The sequence below is a fragment of the Blastomonas fulva genome (genome assembly GCF_003431825.1).
GTDB classification, from domain to species: domain Bacteria; phylum Pseudomonadota; class Alphaproteobacteria; order Sphingomonadales; family Sphingomonadaceae; genus Blastomonas; species Blastomonas fulva.
The window spans coordinates 382,515-397,672 of record NZ_CP020083.1 but is presented as its reverse complement, the minus strand read 5'-3'; the positions used below and the strand labels follow the sequence as shown (position 1 = coordinate 397,672).

The following is a 15,158-nucleotide window of genomic DNA, read 5'->3' as shown; positions in this document are numbered from 1 at the left end:
GCGAGCGCCGTGCCGGGAGGTTAGGGGAGTAACTAAGACTTGAACACGTTTTGTCGATGCCACTCAAGAAAATGTGGGTGTGGTCGGTGCGCAGGGTTTGAAGGCACAGCAGCCCTTCGATTGGGCAGTAGGAATTTTGCGACACTATCGACATCATTCACGTAACGAGAAATCTCAATCGAATGATCATCCCCAAGGGCTATCAATCCACGGTCAAACATCCAATGGGCTGTGCCTGACAAGGCTAATCCGTTGGCGACTGCATCTGGCCCTCCATGCTGGACCGGCTTGATGTGTGCTGCTTCAACCTCGGCGCGGCCGCCGCCGTTCAGCAGTTTCAGCCCTGAAAGCGCGCATCGTTCGCCATAGGCTGCTAACACGTTTCGTCTGAACGCTCGGTCACGAATTGCACGCGATAAGAGTATTTCTGTCCGGGCCCTTGGAATTTCATGTAAAAACGGCGTGGCGATCTCATTGAGATGATTTTCTATTCTGCCGGGTAGTGCCTCGCCATGTCTTGGCAAAAGGTCATCGCCGTCGATTAACCCTCGCTCGATAATGCGATTGAAATCGGCGTCTGAGATGGGCCGGACAGCCGCTTGTTTGCCGCCAGATTGGGTGCCGTCAGGCCTTAGCAGAGCCCGCTCAAGTGGGCCATCTGTGTCGCTGAATGGGACATGCTGGTCGAACTCAACAAAGCTACCAGGCTCAATAACAGCAAGGTGGCGTGTGGGGTCCTTTGGATCCGGAGCTAGGGATTGGATTCGAGCGGCGGCAAAATACCCGCGCTTGCCACCACGCCGCGATTCCAAAAAAACAACCCAATCGCCGACCAGGGTGGTAGCTCGAGAAAGATAGAGCTTTGAAGGAAACTGGTACTGCGAAGTCGGATCGTCGTTATAATCCGAGTCAGCTTTGTATATGAGAACTCCCTTGGTCATGGTGAAGGAGTTACAGATTTCTGCGTCGGTGGGAATCCTTTATTCCACGTCCGGTAGAATCTGCCGAAAGCGACTTTGAAGCAGCGCCATCTCGCCCTCAGCGTCACAGTTTGTTTCAGTCCTAAACATACCTAGCGCGTCTGCACATAGCTTTTCAGGGTCAAGATTCCTTCCCCTCGCCAGATGGAGCAGGTCCGTTATCAGGTCTGCAATGGCGTCATGGGGGCAATCAACCCCAGTTGATGCGACAAAATCTTCTATGGCAGAAAGTGCCAAGTTGGCGCGATCTGCATTCGTCACATCGGCGCTCAGCCAGCTCGCGTTAGCAAAATCCTGATTTTTCATGATCATGCCGCCTCTTTCGACAGCAACCCCGCCGTTTCCATTTCCTGATGCAGCGTCCACGGCGCAAGCTCTAACCCGTTGGGCCATGCCAGCGCGCCGTTGTCGATAAAGGCGCGAGCGAATGCCTGCGGCTCGCGCAGCGGGATGGTCAGAGGGGTGTCCTTGCTCGCCAGCAGGGGAGCGGCGTTCCAGATGCCGGTGCTTCCATCCGAGAATGTCAGGCGAAGGCGCAGGTCGCCATCGGCTTTGCAGCTGGTGATCTTAATCATCGAAGTCTGCTCCAGGAACGAGTTCCATTGGTAGCAGATCGACGCCGCGCTGCCAATTGGCGAGCAATTCGTCCTGATGGCGAATTGCCCATTCCTGCACGATCCGCTGCGCCTTTAACGGGAGTGCCCCGGCATAAACCGACCCATCGGCAACACGGAACAGCGCCTCGAACCCTTGATAGCTTGCGTGGAAATGGGGCGGCGCATGATCATTATGATACATGCGGATGACGATACCGAAGAACATCGAAATGATCGGCATCGGTCGACCTCATGGCTCTGCGCCGCCCCATCGAAAGGGATTGAGAACGGTATTTACTCCGCAGCGATCCCTGCCTGCTTGAACATGTCCTCGCCGTCGTCGATGACCGCGGCCTCGTTCGCCGCGCCCTTCTTCTGGCGCTTGTCGAAGGCGCTCCAGACGTCGTTCCAGTTGCCGCGGGTCGCGCCCTTGGAATATTCGGTGGAGCGGGTTTCGAAGAAGTTGGCGTGTTCGACACCGTTGAGCAGAGGTGCGAGCCAGGGCAGCGGGTGGTCCTCGATCATGTACACCGGGGCAAAGCCCAATTGGCCCAGACGCCAGTCGGCGATGTAGCGGATGTAGCGCTTGATCTCCTTGGCGGTCATGCCGTGGACGGGGCCGTCCTGGAACGCCAGATCGATGAACGCATCTTCGAGCCGCACGGTCTTCTGGCAGCAGTCGATGATGTCCTCCTTCACCGCCTTGGTCAGGCAGTTGCGCTCGGCGCAGAAGGCGTGGAACAGCTTGGTGATGCCTTCGCAGTGCAGGCTTTCATCGCGCACCGACCAGCTGACGATCTGGCCCATGCCCTTCATCTTGTTGAAGCGCGGGAAGTTCATCAGCATCGCGAACGATGCAAACAGCTGCAGGCCTTCGGTGAAGCCGCCGAACATCGCGAGCGTGCGCGCGATATCCTCGTCATTGTCGACGCCGAATTCGGCGAGGTAATCGTGCTTGGCCTTCATTTCCTCATATTCGAGGAACATGCCGTACTCGCTTTCGGGCATGCCGATGGTGTCGAGCAGATGGCTGTACGCGGCGATGTGCACGGTTTCCATGTTGCTGAACGCGGTCAGCATCATCTTGACTTCGGTCGGCTTGAACACGCGGCCGTATTTGTCGTGATAGCAGTTCTGCACCTCGACATCGGCCTGGGTGAAGAACCGGAAGATCTGCGTGAGCAAGGTGCGCTCATGCTCGGTCAGCTTCTGCGCCCAGTCGCGGCAATCCTCGCCCAGAGGCACTTCCTCGGGCATCCAGTGGATCTGCTGCTGGCGCTTCCAGAAATCATAAGCCCAGGGGTATTCAAAGGGCTTGTACTGGGTGCGGGCTTCGAGAAGGGACATGCGGTTGCTCCTTGAACCCCTCTCCCGTCGGGAGAGGGAGGGGCCCAGGCATAGCCTGGGAGGGTGAGGGTGATGCGGCTGAGTTCAGGTTGTCACCCTTGCCCTTCCGCGACTTCGTCATTCTTTCCCCGCCTCAAGGCAGAGGGATATTTCGTTCACGACACCTTCCGGATCGGGAAGAACGTCGCTGTTCCAGAACCGGATGACCCGATAGCCCTGCGCTTCGATAAAGCGCGTCCGGGCGGCATCATATTCGGTCTGTAGATCGTGCTGGCCGCCATCCACTTCAATCACCAGCTTTGCGCGGAAGCTGAGGAAATCGGCGTAGTACGGCCCGATCGGTACCTGTCTGCGAAACCGCGCAGCCGGGAAATTCTCGCGCAGGGCCAACCAAAGTGCGCGCTCTGCATCGATGGCATCGCGGCGCAGCTGGCGGGCGCGGGAGACGGTGCCGGAAGGTTGGCGGTGATAGGTGCGCATGATTGCCCCCTTGTCGCCCTCACCCTTCCGCCGCTGCGCGGCTCCCTCCCTCTCCCGCAGGGAGAGGGATTGAATCACTGACACGCCAGGCATTCGTCGTAGTCCGTCGTCTCGCCCAGTTCGAACTTGGGCGCTTCGATGGTGTTGTCGGCCTCGACGCCGCCGGCAAAACCTGCGCGCTGAACCGACTTCGAGCGCAGGTAATAGAGCGACTTGATGCCCAATTCCCAAGCGCGGAAGTGCAGCATCAAGAGGTCCCATTTGTCGACGTCGGCGGGGATGAACAGGTTCAGCGACTGCGCCTGGTCGATATACGGCGTGCGGTCGGCTGCCAGTTCGAGCAGCCAGCGCTGGTCGATCTCGAAGCTGGTCTTGAACGCGTCCTTTTCTTCCGCGCTCAGGAAATCGAGATGCTGGACCGAGCCGCCCTTTTCCAGGATCGTGTTCCACACATTGGTCGAATCCTTCGACTTTTCCTTGAGCAGCTTTTCCAGATACGGGTTCTTGACCACGAAGCTGCCCGAGAGCGTCTTGTGGGTATAGATGTTTGCCGGGATCGGCTCGATGCACGCCGAGGTGCCGCCGCAGATGATCGAGATCGACGCGGTCGGCGCGATCGCCATCTTGCAGCTGAACCGCTCCATCACGCCCTGGTCGGCCGCATCAGGGCAGGGGCCGCGTTCGTGCGCCAGCATCATCGAGGCTTCGGACGCCTTGGCCGCGATGTGCTTGAAGATCTTCATGTTCCACGATTTGGCGAGCGCGGATTCAAAGCCGAGGCCGCGCGCCTGGAGGAACGAGTGGAAGCCCATCACGCCCATGCCGACCGAACGCTCGCGCATCGCGCTATAGCGCGCGCGCGCCATTTCGGGCGGAGCGCGATCGATATAGTCCTGCAGCACATTGTCGAGGAAGCGCATCACGTCCTCGATGAACAATTTGTCGTCGTGCCACTGGTCCCAGGTCTCGATGTTGAGCGACGACAGGCAGCACACCGCGGTGCGGTCGTTGCCCAGATGATCGCGGCCGGTGGGCAAGGTGATCTCGCTGCACAGGTTGGAGGTCGAAACCTTGAGGCCGAGCTCGCGATGGTGCGCGGGCATCATCCGGTTCACGGTATCGTTGAACACGATGTACGGCTCACCCGTGGCCAGCCGCGTCTCGACCAGCTTCTGGAACAAGGCGCGCGCGTTGACGGTGTTGCGGACGCTGCCATCCTTGGGGCTGACAAGGTCGAAGTCCGCGCCATCGCGCACCGCTTCCATGAACTTGTCGGTCAGCAGAACGCCGTGGTGGAGGTTGAGCGCCTTGCGGTTGAAGTCGCCGGACGCCTTGCGGATCTCGAGGAACTCCTCGATCTCGGGGTGCGAGACGTCGAGATAGCACGCTGCCGAACCGCGCCGCAGCGAGCCCTGGCTGATCGCCAGCGTCAGCGAATCCATCACGCGGACGAACGGAATGATGCCTGAGGTCTTGCCGTTGAGGCCGACCGGTTCGCCGATGCCGCGGACATTGCCCCAATAGGTGCCGATGCCGCCGCCGCGCGAGGCGAGCCAGACGTTCTCGTTCCAGGTGTTGACGATGCCTTCAAGGCTGTCGTCGACGCTGTTGAGATAGCAGCTGATCGGCAGGCCGCGACCCGTGCCGCCGTTCGACAGCACCGGGGTTGCGGGCATGAACCACAGCTTGGAGATATAATCGTACAGCCGCTGCGCGTGTTCCTGATCGTCGGCATAGGCATCGGCCACGCGCGCGAACAGGTCCTGATAGTTCTCGCCGGGAAGCAGATAGCGGTCTTCCAGCGTTTCCTTGCCGAAATCGGTGAGCAGCGCATCGCGGCTGGTATCGTTGACAATGGTAAACCGGCGCGCTTCGACGGTCTTGCTGTCGCGAACGTCGGCGGGCAGCGCTGCGGCTGCCTGAGTCGCGGCCATCGCGATCAACGCCATTTCGGCAGCGCTGGATTCGCCTGCCGCCAGCGCGCCGGTCGGCGCTGCTGCAGCGGTTGCGGTTCCTGCCTTTTCGGCTGCTTCCAGTACATCTGATTCACCCATATCGCCTGCGTTGCCTTTGCCCGTATCTCTGAAATCCATGACGCCCCCATAATCTGTTGTGCGGCACTTTGTTCCGCTAATGTTCGACTCGGGGCGCAAGCGTCCCGTATAGCATCTTGTCGGGATCAGCGGGGGAAAACTTATCCCCAACAGAAGGCCGAAACAGGGTCAAAAACCCTTGACGCGAAGGCGCTTGTCTGCCCCCGCGATGCTTCTGTGTCCACTGCTATTGGTATGCCCCAGCTGCGTACCCCACTACCTATAGTGCCTCATCCTGAATCCCGCGCAAGAGGGTAAATGGTTAATTTGCATAACGGTTCGTCGTATCTGGGATTCGTTTCGTCGATGGCGGGACGGGCTGCGGACAGTGCGACGCGCGCTCCAAAGCCGCGCCGAAAAAGTGCAAGGGGGCAATTGCGGCTTCCCCACAATTTCCTCTCCACAGGCTTGTGCACGCCAAATTTTGGGGGGTGGAAAACCGAAGCGGGAGAATCGCCCGGCTATCGCCATCGCACATTCCCTTGGGGGCCACCTTGCGATAGCATCATCTGCACAATAGAGACGGTCGCACTTCATCCGACAGCGCCACAGCCGCGCCGCCAGTATCCGGGGGAATGCCAATGACCGTTACCATCCGCGCAGCCGATCTGATCGAGAGCGTTGCCGACGCGCTGCAGTTCATCAGCTATTACCACCCGATGGATTATATCCGCGCGCTGGGCGAAGCGTACGAGGCCGAGCAGTCGCCCGCGGCCAAGGATGCGATCGCGCAGATCCTCACCAACAGCCGGATGTGCGCCGAGGGGCATCGCCCGATCTGCCAGGACACCGGCATCGTGAATGTGTTCGTCAAATGGGGCATGGACTGCCGCATGGACGAGACATCGAAGTCGCTGCAGGAGATCGTCGACGAGGGCGTGCGCCGCGCCTATCTGCACCCCGAAAACAAGCTGCGCGCGTCGGTACTGGCCGACCCCGCCTTCACCCGCCGCAACACCAAGGACAATACTCCCTGTGTTTTGCACGTCGAAATGGTGCCGGGGCATCATGTGCACGTCGATGTCGCGGCCAAGGGCGGCGGCAGCGAGAACAAGTCGAAGTTCAAGATGATGAACCCCAGCGACAACATCGTCGACTGGGTGCTCGAGATGATCCCGCAGATGGGCGCCGGCTGGTGCCCGCCGGGCATGCTGGGAATCGGCATCGGCGGCACGGCGGAGCACGCGGTGCTGCTCGCCAAGAAGGCGCTGATGGACCCGATCGACATGGGCCCGTTGAAGGCACGCGGGCCCAAGAGCGACGTCGAGGCGATGCGCATCGAGATCTTCGACAAGGTCAACGCGCTGGGCATCGGCGCGCAGGGGCTGGGCGGGCTTTCCACCATCCTCGACGTCAAGATCATGGACGCGCCGTGCCATGCCGCTGGCAAGCCGGTGGCGATGATCCCCAACTGCGCCGCGACTCGTCACGCGCACTTCTCGCTCGACGGATCGGGGCCTGCCTATCTCGAAGCGCCCAAGCTTGCCGAATGGCCCGACGTCAACTGGACGCCGGACAAGGCTGCGATCCGCGTCGATCTCGATAACCTGACGCCAGACGTGGTGCAGAGCTGGAAGCAGGGCGACCGGTTGCTGCTCAACGGCAAGATGCTCACCGGGCGCGATGCTGCGCACAAGCGCATCCAGGACATGCTCAGCAAGGGCGAGCCGCTTCCGGTCGAGTTCCGTGGCCGGGTGATCTATTATGTCGGCCCGGTCGATCCGGTGGGCGAGGAAATCGTCGGCCCCGCAGGGCCCACCACCGCCACGCGGATGGACAAGTTCACCCGGATGATGCTCGAACAGGGCCTGCTCGCGATGGTCGGCAAGGCCGAACGCGGACCCGCAGCGGTCGAGGCGATCCGCGATCACAAGAGCGCCTATCTGATGGCGGTCGGCGGTGCGGCCTATCTGGTCGCGCGCGCGATCAAGGGCTCGGAGGTCGTAGGCTTCCACGATCTGGGCATGGAAGCGATCTACGAGTTCGAGGTCAGCGATTTCCCGGTGACCGTCGCGGTGGATAGCGAAGGCAACAATGTCCACCAGCTCGCGCCGCTCGTGTGGAAAGAGCGGATCGCAAAGGAAGGGCTGTTGCAGGGGGCGTGAGAGCGAAGGGGGTGGAGATCGCGCAATCGCGAGTGACGCCCCACCTCCGCTCAGCCTGAGCCTGTCGAAGGCCCCGCACTGCCTTCCGTGACTGAAAACCCGTCACCCTGAACTTGTTTCAGGGCCCATTTCTCCCCACGCGGCTTCGGTCCTTGGGGCGCGATGGGTCCTGAAACAAGTTCAGGATGACGGTGGAGTGTGGGGCAAGCTTTGGCGCGTACCTCCGACACACTCAGGCTGAACGGGCTTATTGGATGCCCGCCGCAGCCCTCGCTTCAGTACCCACCCACCGGCACGCAATTCACGCCAGGCGTCACTGGCACGATCGGCGTCATCGGCACCGGGCCGCCGGTGCCCGGGTTGACGAACGGAAGTTCGCCATCCGGATATTGCGTTCGTCCGCGCAGCGCGTCGATTTCGGCCTGGCGCCGCTTCAGATAGAAATCGCGCGCGTCGACATAGGGGTCGTTGCTGTAGGTGCGCAGCGCGTTCAGTTGTTCGTCGATCTGGATCCGGCCCTGCAGCGCGCTCAGCGTGGCGGCGGGCAGGGTGAAATATGGGTCGTTGAACGGTGCGCCCGCCACCGAGGGCAGCAACATCCCGTCGATCGCGCCGCCCACCAGATCGCGCACCGTGGTCGGGCCGATCAGCGGAAGGAACAGATAGGCGCCCGGCTTGACGCCGTAATAGCCAAGCGTGTTGGCAAAGCCGTTGCGGCGGTAGGGCAGCTTGAAGGGATCGCGCTTGGCGACATCGAACAGCCCGCCGATGCCCAGCGTGGTATTCAGCGCGAACCGTCCGACGGTTTCCGCCGCCTTGCCGGGCTTGAGCTGGAGCATGAAGTTGAGCGCCACGATCGGCTCGGTGAGATTGCGCAGGAAATTGCGCAGGCCGTGCCGGATCGGCTTGGGGATCGCATCCTTGTACGCCATCGCGACCGGCCCGACGAGCGCCTCGTCGACCTCCTGCACGACCTCATAGGATTGCGCGTTGAGCTGCACCATCGGGTCGCCCGGCTCCGAATCGGGGCGTGCGGTGACAACGATCGCGCCCTGCTCGGCCGGCACGGGCGTCTGTTCCCCGGGTGCGGGCGAGGCAGAGGGCAAGGCGGCGCCCTGCGGGCAGGGCGGGAGCGTGGTCGGCACAGGTGCCAGGGGCTGCGGCGCAGCGGTGCTGGCCTGTTCCATGGCGACGATCTGCGGCAGGTCCGCGCTATCGGGAGCCAGCGGTGTGCCGATGAGCACGAACGCCAGCGATAGGCCTGCAAGGCTCATTTCAGGAATCCGCTGGATGCGCGGTGAGGGTACGTCATCATGTTCGCGCTGTCTTTCTTTGCACGTGCCGCCCCTGTTTTTCGGGAGCTATGGGCGGATCGAGGACAAGTCAATCACCGTCGCGTCAAATCTGCTGCGCCATGCAGCCGATCCCTGCAGGGCTGTGCTCCAAAAAGCTGTTCCCACCTGTCCACTGTATGTTCTAAAGCACGTCCCATGCTGCTGTCGCTTGCCATTCGTGACCTGGTGCTGATCGAGGCGCTCGACCTCGATTTCCATCGCGGTCTGGGCGTGCTCACCGGGGAGACCGGCGCGGGCAAATCCATCCTGCTCGATGCGCTGGGCCTCGCGATGGGCGCGCGCGCCGATAGCGGGCTGGTGCGGCAGGGGGCTGAGCGTGCGCTGGTGATCGCCGGGTTCGATGTCGCAGGCCATGCTGCCGTCGCGGCGTTGCTGGGCGACAACGATATCGCGCAGGAGCCGGGCGAGCCGTTGCTGATCCGGCGGCAAGTGCGCGCCGATGGCGGCAGCCGGGCCTTCGTCAACGACCAGCCGGTTTCGGCCGGGCTGCTGCGGGACCTTGGCGTGCTACTGGTCGAGATTCACGGCCAGCATGACGATCGCGGCCTCATCAACCCCAAGGGGCATCGCGATCTGCTCGACAGCTTCGGGCGATGCGATGTCGCAGGCGTCGCCGCGGCCTGGCGCGGTTGGCAGGCCGCAGAGCGCGCGTACGCCGATGCCAATGCCGCGATTGACACCGCGTTGCGCGACCGCGATCTGCTCGAGCACAACCTCGCCGAACTCACCGCCTTCATGCCGCAGCCGGGCGAAGAGGCGGAGCTCGCGGGCGATCGCGCCGCAATGCAGAAGGGCGAGCGGCTGTCGGGCGACATCGCCGATCTGTTTGCGACCTTCGAAGGGTCGAAGGGCGCGCTGGCGCAGTTGCGCGGCGCGGCGCGCAAGCTCGACCGGATCGCCGAGGAGCATCCCTTGCTCAACGAGGCGTTGGAAGCGCTCGACCGCTCGGTGATCGAGGCTGACGATGCCGAGGCCAAATTGCGCGCGGCGTCCGAGGCGCTGACCTATGATTCGGTGCGGCTCGACGAGATGGAGCGCCGCCTGTTCGATCTGCGCGCGCTTGCCCGCAAGCACAATGTCGCAGGCGACGCGCTGCCCGATCTGCTCGCCCGTATGCAGGCGGACTGGGCTGCGCTCGAATCGGGCGGGGCGAATCTCACCGCGCTCGACAAGGCCCGCCATGCTGCCAAGGCCGCGTATGTGTCCGCAGCCGAGGCGCTGAGCTCCGAGCGCGCCAAGGCGGGCAAGGCGCTCGATGCGGCGGTGCAGGGCGAGCTGATCCCGCTCAAGCTTGATGCCGCGCGCTTCCGGACCCTGGTCGATCCCTTGGACGAAACGCGCTGGGGGCCATCAGGCATGGACCATGTCGAGTTCCTGATCTCGACCAACCCCGGCAGCGATTTCGCGCCGCTGATGAAGATCGCTTCCGGAGGCGAACTCTCGCGCTTCATCCTCGCCTTGAAGGTCGCGCTGGCCGAACAGGGCGGGGCCGAAACGATGATCTTCGACGAAATCGACCGCGGCGTCGGCGGCGCGGTGGCCTCTGCCATCGGCGAGCGGCTGGCGCGGCTGGCGCTCACCACGCAATTGCTGGTCGTCACTCACTCGCCCCAGGTCGCCGCGCGCGGCGCGCACCACCTGCTGATCGCCAAGACCTCCGACGGCACCGTCGCGCGAACCGGCGTGCGCCTGCTCGACGACGCCGACCGCAAGGAGGAGATCGCGCGGATGTTGTCTGGCGCGGAGATCACGCCCGAGGCCAGGGCGCAGGCGGATCGGTTGCTGGAGAGGGTGTGATGAAGGACGTATCGACGCTCTCCGAAGCCGAAGCCGCGATCGAGCTGCAGCGGCTCGCCAAGAAGATCGCGCGCCACAACCGGTTGTATCATGCCGAGGATTCGCCGGAGATTTCCGATGCGGACTATGACGCTCTGGTGAGGCGGAACAATGAGCTGGAAGCGGCCTTTCCGCATCTGATCCGCGCCGACAGTCCCAGCCGGATGGTGGGGGCGGCGGTGGAGGCATCGCCGCTCACCAAAGTTCGGCACGAGCAGCGGATGATGAGCCTCGACAACGGCTTTTCGGACGAGGACATCGCCGAGTTCGTCGTACGGGTGCGGCGCTATCTGGCGCTGCCCGAGGACGAGATGCTCGCGCTGACTGCCGAGGACAAGATCGACGGGCTGTCGCTCTCGCTGCGTTACGAGCAGGGCGTGCTCGTGCGCGCCGCGACGCGCGGCGATGGCGAGGTGGGCGAGGACGTCACCGCCAATGTGCGGATGATTGCGGATATTCCTGAGCGTCTTGCCGGAAAGGCGCCCGCGATCCTCGAGATCCGCGGTGAGGTCTACATGTCCAAGGCGGACTTTGCCGCGCTCAACGCTGCGCAGACCGAGCGGAATGAGAAACTGTTCGCCAATCCGCGCAATGCTGCTGCCGGATCGCTGCGGCAGAAGGACGCCAAGGTCACCGCCGCGCGTCCGCTGCGATTCCTCGCGCATGGCTGGGGCGTCGCGAGCGAGGTTCCGGGCGATACGCAGCACGAAGTGATGCAGGCGATTGCCGCGATGGGCGTGCCCGTCTCGCCGCTGTTGCAACGCGTCGAATCGCTCGAAGACCTGCTCGCGCATTACCGCAGCATCGAGGCGCAGCGCGCGGACCTGCCCTATGATATCGACGGCGTCGTCTACAAGGTCGACCGGCTCGACTGGCAGGCGCGGTTGGGCTTTGTTGCAAAGGCGCCGCGCTGGGCGCTGGCGCACAAGTTCCCGGCCGAGCGCGCCGAAACCACACTGCAGGCGATCGATATCCAGGTCGGGCGCACCGGCAAGCTGACCCCGGTCGGCAGGCTCACCCCGGTGACCGTCGGCGGCGTCGTTGTCTCCAACGTCACCCTGCACAACCGCGACGAGATCGCGCGGCTGGGCGTGCGCCCTGGCGACCGGGTGGTCGTCCAGCGCGCGGGCGACGTGATCCCCCAGGTGGTCGAGAACCTGACCCGCGAAGAACCCCGCGATCCCTATGCCTTTCCCGAACGCTGCCCTGTGTGCCAAAGCGAAGCCGTCGCCGAGGAGGGCGAGGTCGATGTCCGCTGCACCGGCGGGCTGATCTGCCCCGCGCAGCAGCGCGAACGCCTCAAGCACTTTGTCAGCCGCGCCGCGCTCGACATCGATGGGCTGGGTGAACGCACGATCGCCGAGTTCCTGGACGCGGGCTTCATCGAGAAACCGGGCGATATCTTTCGGCTTAAGCAGCACCGCTCCGCCATCCTCGCGCGCGAGGGCTGGCAGGAAAAGTCGGTCGACAACCTGCTCGCCAGCATCGAGGCGCGGCGGGGGGCAGACCCGGGGCGCTTCCTGTTCGCTCTGGGCATTCGCCATGTCGGATCGGTCACCGCGAAGGATCTCGTCAAGGCGTTCGGCAGCGTCGAGGCGATGGGCACGATCGGCCACCGGCTGGCATCGGGCGATGCCGAAGCCGTCGCCGAGGTCACCGGAATCGACGGCATCGGTCCCGCGGTCGCCGAAGCCCTGGGCGATTTCTTCCACGAACCGCATAACGCAGCGGTGTTTGACGACCTGATCGCCGAAGTCCGCCCCGCCGCCTTCGTCTCCACCGCGCGCGAAACCGAATGGAGCGGCAAGACCATCGTGTTCACCGGCAAGCTGGAGACGATGAGCCGCGATGAAGCCAAGGCGCAGGCCGAACGGCTGGGGGCGAAATCGGCCGGTTCGGTCTCGGCCAAGACCGATCTGGTGGTGGCGGGGCCCGGCGCGGGATCAAAGCTCAAAAAGGCCGCCGAGCTTGGCGTGCGGGTGGTCGACGAGGCCGAATGGGCGGAAATCATGCGCAACGCCTGATCCGCGTGTCGAATCCGCGCGCGCCCGTTCGTCATGGGGTTGGAACATCCCGGTGGCGGGGCGTTCGATCCAAGGAGACATGACGATGCAATACATGCTGATGATCCACGAAGACGAAAGCGTTTATGCCGGGCCGGATGGCGAGGCGATCCTCGCCGACACGCTGGCCAAGCATATGGCGCTGGCCGAGGCTCTGGTGGCTGCGGGCGTGCCGTTTTCGGGCGAGCGGCTGAAGGCCGCTTCGACCGCGACCACCATCCGCTGGGATTATGGCAGCCACCAGATCCACGATGGCGCCTTTGCCGAAAGCCACGAGGAACTGGGCGGCTTCTACATCATCACCGTCGATGATCTCGATCAGGCGCTGGAATGGGCCAAGCGCATTCCCGTGCCCGGCAAGGGATCGGTCGAGGTGCGACCGATCTGGCCGATGGGCGCAGAGGGCTGATGGACGCGCGGGGCGGGGCAGGTGCGGCGATCATCGCGGCCCGCCCCGTTGTGGTCGCCGCGCTGGCGGCGCGGTTCCGCGATCTGGATCTGGCCGAAGACGGCTTTGCCGATGCGAGCGAACTCGCGCTGCGCCAGTTCAGCGATGATCCGCTACCTGCGAACATGGCCGCATGGCTGCACGTTGCGGCGCGGCGGCGGATCATCGATCGGCTGCGGCGCGACGCGCGGCTCGCCAAGCTGGTCGCCAGCCAATCGGCTTCGGAAGCGTTCGTGGCGGCAGAGCCGGAACTGCTGCCGGGTGAACCGATCCCCGACGAGCGGCTGCGGCTGATCTTCATCTGCTGCCACCCGGCCATCGCGCCCGATGCGCGGGCGGCGCTGACGCTGCGCGTGGTCTGCGGCGTGCCGACCGAGCGGATCGCTGCGGCCTTCCTGATGGCGGTGCCCGCGATGTACCAGCGACTGACACGCGCCAAGGCCAAGATCCGCGAGGCACAGGTGCCCTTCGAAACGCCGGAGCCGCATTTGTGGGGAGAGCGGATGGCTGCGGTGCTGGCGACGCTGGAGATCGGCTATGCGCTGGCCTATCAGGATGCCGGCAGCAGCGAGCCGACCGCGGATCTGGGGCCCGAGGTGCTGCGGCTGGCGCGGATGCTGGCCGAACTTGTGCCGGGAGATCCCGAGGTGCTGGGGCTTGCCGCGCTGGTGCAACTCGCCGAATCGCGCCGTGGCGCGCGCGTGGATGAAACCGGCTGCATGGTGCCGCTGAGCGAACAGGATGCAGCACGCTGGGATGCCCCGCTGATCGCATCTGCAGCCAGGCTGATGGACCGGGCGGCGGCGCTGGGCCGCAGCGGCCCCTATCAGATCATGGCCGCGATCCATCTGACGCACGCCCGTCGCCGCGACGAAGGCTTCACCGACTGGCAGGCGATCGTGCGGCTGTATGATGTGCTGCTGGCGATGCGGCCCGGGGCGGTGGTGGCGATCAACCGCGCGCTTGCGCTCGGCAGGCTTGCAGGGGCCGAATCCGCGCTGGCTGCGCTCGACGCACTCGATGCGGCGGCGCTTGCGACCTATCGGCCCTGGCACGCCGCGCGCGCGCATCTTCAGGCGGCGACCGGCGATTTTGGCGCGGCACAGGCGAGCTACCGCGCGGCGCTCACGCTCAATCCGCCGCGCGCCGAGCGGCTGTACCTCGAGGCGCGGCTTGCGGGAACCAGCGCATGACGTGGTGCTCCGCCGGGGTCCATACGCCGACGCGCACGCCGATGGCGCGCAGATGGTCGCCTGTCCACACGTTGCAGCTGTTGACCAGCGAATAGCGGCCTCGCGCCCGATAGAACACATCGTCGCCGCCATAGCCTGGGATAGGCTCGAGCGGTCCTGTTTCGGGCAGCGCGATATCCTGCATCAGCCGTGCGGCGAGCGTGCGGTAGGCCGCGTGGCTGATCACCAGCCGCCTGGCGTAGCGCCCTTCGAGCGGGCGGGTCATGTGGTAGATGTGGACGAGCGTCGCATCGCTGCCGATCGCGGCGCGCGCCATGGTGGCAGGGTCCAGGTCCTGCCAGCGCGGGGTGGCGAGATAGAAATCGCGTTCGCCCCAGCTGATCGCGACATGATCGGTGGCGCCGGTGGCGTGGTAGCGCATGTCGCCAAGATCGGTCGGCGGGAACAGCGCGTGCCAGTCCATGCCTTCTGCCTGGGCGGGCAGGATGAACCCGGTGTGGAAGCCGTTGGTCTCGACATAGATGGTGATGCCGTCATCGGGTTCGCGCCAGTCGCGGTTGGTGCCGATCAGCCCCCCGGCTTCTCCCGCAAGAAAGGCAAGCCCCGCGACGAGCAGCAGCCAGCCGAGGATGGAGCGAAGACGCCGTATCACCAACCCGATT

General features: G+C 64.0%; 14 protein-coding genes. 5 read left to right on the top strand and 9 right to left on the bottom strand.

Going from position 1 to position 15,158, the window contains the following annotated elements; translation table 11 throughout:
• Nucleotides 1-32: 32 nt before the first annotated feature.
• The 7 genes from B5J99_RS01900 to B5J99_RS01870 all read right to left on the bottom strand — a co-directional run bounded on the left by B5J99_RS01900 (nt 33) and on the right by B5J99_RS01870 (nt 5,496).
• Nucleotides 33-941, bottom strand: a complete 909-nt coding sequence (locus B5J99_RS01900) for an HNH endonuclease (RefSeq protein WP_117351299.1) — start codon at nt 939-941, stop codon at nt 33-35.
• A 39-nt stretch (nt 942-980) separates the two neighbouring features.
• Nucleotides 981-1,292, bottom strand: coding sequence for a hypothetical protein (locus B5J99_RS01895; RefSeq protein WP_117351298.1), 312 nt, complete (start codon nt 1,290-1,292; stop codon nt 981-983).
• A complete protein-coding gene (locus B5J99_RS01890; protein WP_117351297.1) occupies nt 1,289-1,555 on the bottom strand; it encodes a DUF2442 domain-containing protein in 267 nt (88 codons plus the stop codon). The genes B5J99_RS01895 and B5J99_RS01890 overlap by 4 nt, the downstream gene beginning before the upstream one ends.
• Nucleotides 1,548-1,817 (bottom strand): DUF4160 domain-containing protein, encoded by a 270-nt coding sequence (locus tag B5J99_RS01885; RefSeq protein ID WP_117351296.1) that lies wholly within the window; start codon nt 1,815-1,817, stop codon nt 1,548-1,550. The genes B5J99_RS01890 and B5J99_RS01885 overlap by 8 nt, the downstream gene beginning before the upstream one ends.
• 53 nt (nt 1,818-1,870) lie before the next feature.
• On the bottom strand, nt 1,871-2,923 hold the full coding sequence (locus B5J99_RS01880) for a ribonucleotide-diphosphate reductase subunit beta (protein WP_054134121.1): 1,053 nt from the start codon (nt 2,921-2,923) through the stop codon (nt 1,871-1,873).
• A 117-nt stretch (nt 2,924-3,040) separates the two neighbouring features.
• On the bottom strand, nt 3,041-3,403 hold the full coding sequence (locus tag B5J99_RS01875) for an endonuclease domain-containing protein (RefSeq protein WP_211337863.1): 363 nt from the start codon (nt 3,401-3,403) through the stop codon (nt 3,041-3,043).
• 74 nt (nt 3,404-3,477) lie between these two features.
• Entirely contained in the window at nt 3,478-5,496 is a 2,019-nt protein-coding gene (locus B5J99_RS01870) for a ribonucleoside-diphosphate reductase subunit alpha (protein ID WP_117351295.1), read from the bottom strand.
• A gap of 581 nt (nt 5,497-6,077) precedes the next feature.
• On the opposite strand from B5J99_RS01870, the gene B5J99_RS01865 reads away from it, so the two are divergent.
• The gene (locus B5J99_RS01865; RefSeq protein ID WP_117351294.1) at nt 6,078-7,601 is read left to right on the top strand and encodes a fumarate hydratase; all 1,524 of its coding nucleotides are present in this window, start codon (nt 6,078-6,080) and stop codon (nt 7,599-7,601) included.
• Nucleotides 7,602-7,876: 275 nt separating this feature from the next.
• Here B5J99_RS01865 and B5J99_RS01860 read toward each other — a convergent pair whose 3' ends face one another.
• Nucleotides 7,877-8,875, bottom strand: coding sequence for an MlaA family lipoprotein (locus tag B5J99_RS01860; protein WP_117351293.1), 999 nt, complete (start codon nt 8,873-8,875; stop codon nt 7,877-7,879).
• Nucleotides 8,876-9,091: 216 nt separating this feature from the next.
• Here B5J99_RS01860 and recN point away from each other — a divergent pair, with 216 nt between their 5' ends.
• The 4 genes from recN to B5J99_RS01840 all read left to right on the top strand — a co-directional run bounded on the left by recN (nt 9,092) and on the right by B5J99_RS01840 (nt 14,496).
• Nucleotides 9,092-10,753 (top strand): DNA repair protein RecN, encoded by a 1,662-nt coding sequence (gene recN / locus B5J99_RS01855; RefSeq protein ID WP_117351292.1) that lies wholly within the window; start codon nt 9,092-9,094, stop codon nt 10,751-10,753.
• A complete protein-coding gene (ligA, locus tag B5J99_RS01850) occupies nt 10,753-12,816 on the top strand; it encodes an NAD-dependent DNA ligase LigA (protein ID WP_117351291.1) in 2,064 nt (687 codons plus the stop codon). The genes recN and ligA overlap by 1 nt, the downstream gene beginning before the upstream one ends.
• 79 nt (nt 12,817-12,895) lie before the next feature.
• Nucleotides 12,896-13,264: a YciI family protein gene (locus B5J99_RS01845; protein WP_245991715.1), complete on the top strand. Its 369-nt coding sequence runs from the start codon at nt 12,896-12,898 to the stop codon at nt 13,262-13,264.
• Nucleotides 13,264-14,496, top strand: coding sequence for an RNA polymerase sigma factor (locus B5J99_RS01840; protein ID WP_117351290.1), 1,233 nt, complete (start codon nt 13,264-13,266; stop codon nt 14,494-14,496). Before B5J99_RS01845 ends, B5J99_RS01840 begins: the two co-directional genes overlap by 1 nt.
• Here B5J99_RS01840 and B5J99_RS01835 read toward each other — a convergent pair.
• Nucleotides 14,435-15,148 carry a TIGR02117 family protein gene (locus B5J99_RS01835; protein WP_162892413.1) on the bottom strand — a complete coding sequence of 238 codons (714 nt, stop codon included), beginning with the start codon at nt 15,146-15,148 and terminating at the stop codon, nt 14,435-14,437. The two genes, B5J99_RS01840 and B5J99_RS01835, sit on opposite strands and share 62 nt — an antisense overlap.
• Between the last annotated feature and the right edge of the window lie 10 nt (nt 15,149-15,158).

Excerpts from the sequence above, each read along its gene's own strand:
- B5J99_RS01900 (WP_117351299.1), bottom strand. The coding sequence starts at position 941 with ATGACCAAGGGAGTTCTCATATACAAAGCTGACTCGGATTATAACGAC.
- B5J99_RS01895 (WP_117351298.1), bottom strand. The coding sequence starts at position 1,292 with ATGATCATGAAAAATCAGGATTTTGCTAACGCGAGCTGGCTGAGCGCC.
- B5J99_RS01890 (WP_117351297.1), bottom strand. The coding sequence starts at position 1,555 with ATGATTAAGATCACCAGCTGCAAAGCCGATGGCGACCTGCGCCTTCGC.
- B5J99_RS01885 (WP_117351296.1), bottom strand. The coding sequence starts at position 1,817 with ATGCCGATCATTTCGATGTTCTTCGGTATCGTCATCCGCATGTATCAT.
- B5J99_RS01880 (WP_054134121.1), bottom strand. The coding sequence starts at position 2,923 with ATGTCCCTTCTCGAAGCCCGCACCCAGTACAAGCCCTTTGAATACCCC.
- B5J99_RS01875 (WP_211337863.1), bottom strand. The coding sequence starts at position 3,403 with ATGCGCACCTATCACCGCCAACCTTCCGGCACCGTCTCCCGCGCCCGC.
- B5J99_RS01870 (WP_117351295.1), bottom strand. The coding sequence starts at position 5,496 with ATGGATTTCAGAGATACGGGCAAAGGCAACGCAGGCGATATGGGTGAA.
- B5J99_RS01865 (WP_117351294.1), top strand. The coding sequence starts at position 6,078 with ATGACCGTTACCATCCGCGCAGCCGATCTGATCGAGAGCGTTGCCGAC.
- B5J99_RS01860 (WP_117351293.1), bottom strand. The coding sequence starts at position 8,875 with ATGAGCCTTGCAGGCCTATCGCTGGCGTTCGTGCTCATCGGCACACCG.
- recN (WP_117351292.1), top strand. The coding sequence starts at position 9,092 with ATGCTGCTGTCGCTTGCCATTCGTGACCTGGTGCTGATCGAGGCGCTC.
- ligA (WP_117351291.1), top strand. The coding sequence starts at position 10,753 with ATGAAGGACGTATCGACGCTCTCCGAAGCCGAAGCCGCGATCGAGCTG.
- B5J99_RS01845 (WP_245991715.1), top strand. The coding sequence starts at position 12,896 with ATGACGATGCAATACATGCTGATGATCCACGAAGACGAAAGCGTTTAT.
- B5J99_RS01840 (WP_117351290.1), top strand. The coding sequence starts at position 13,264 with ATGGACGCGCGGGGCGGGGCAGGTGCGGCGATCATCGCGGCCCGCCCC.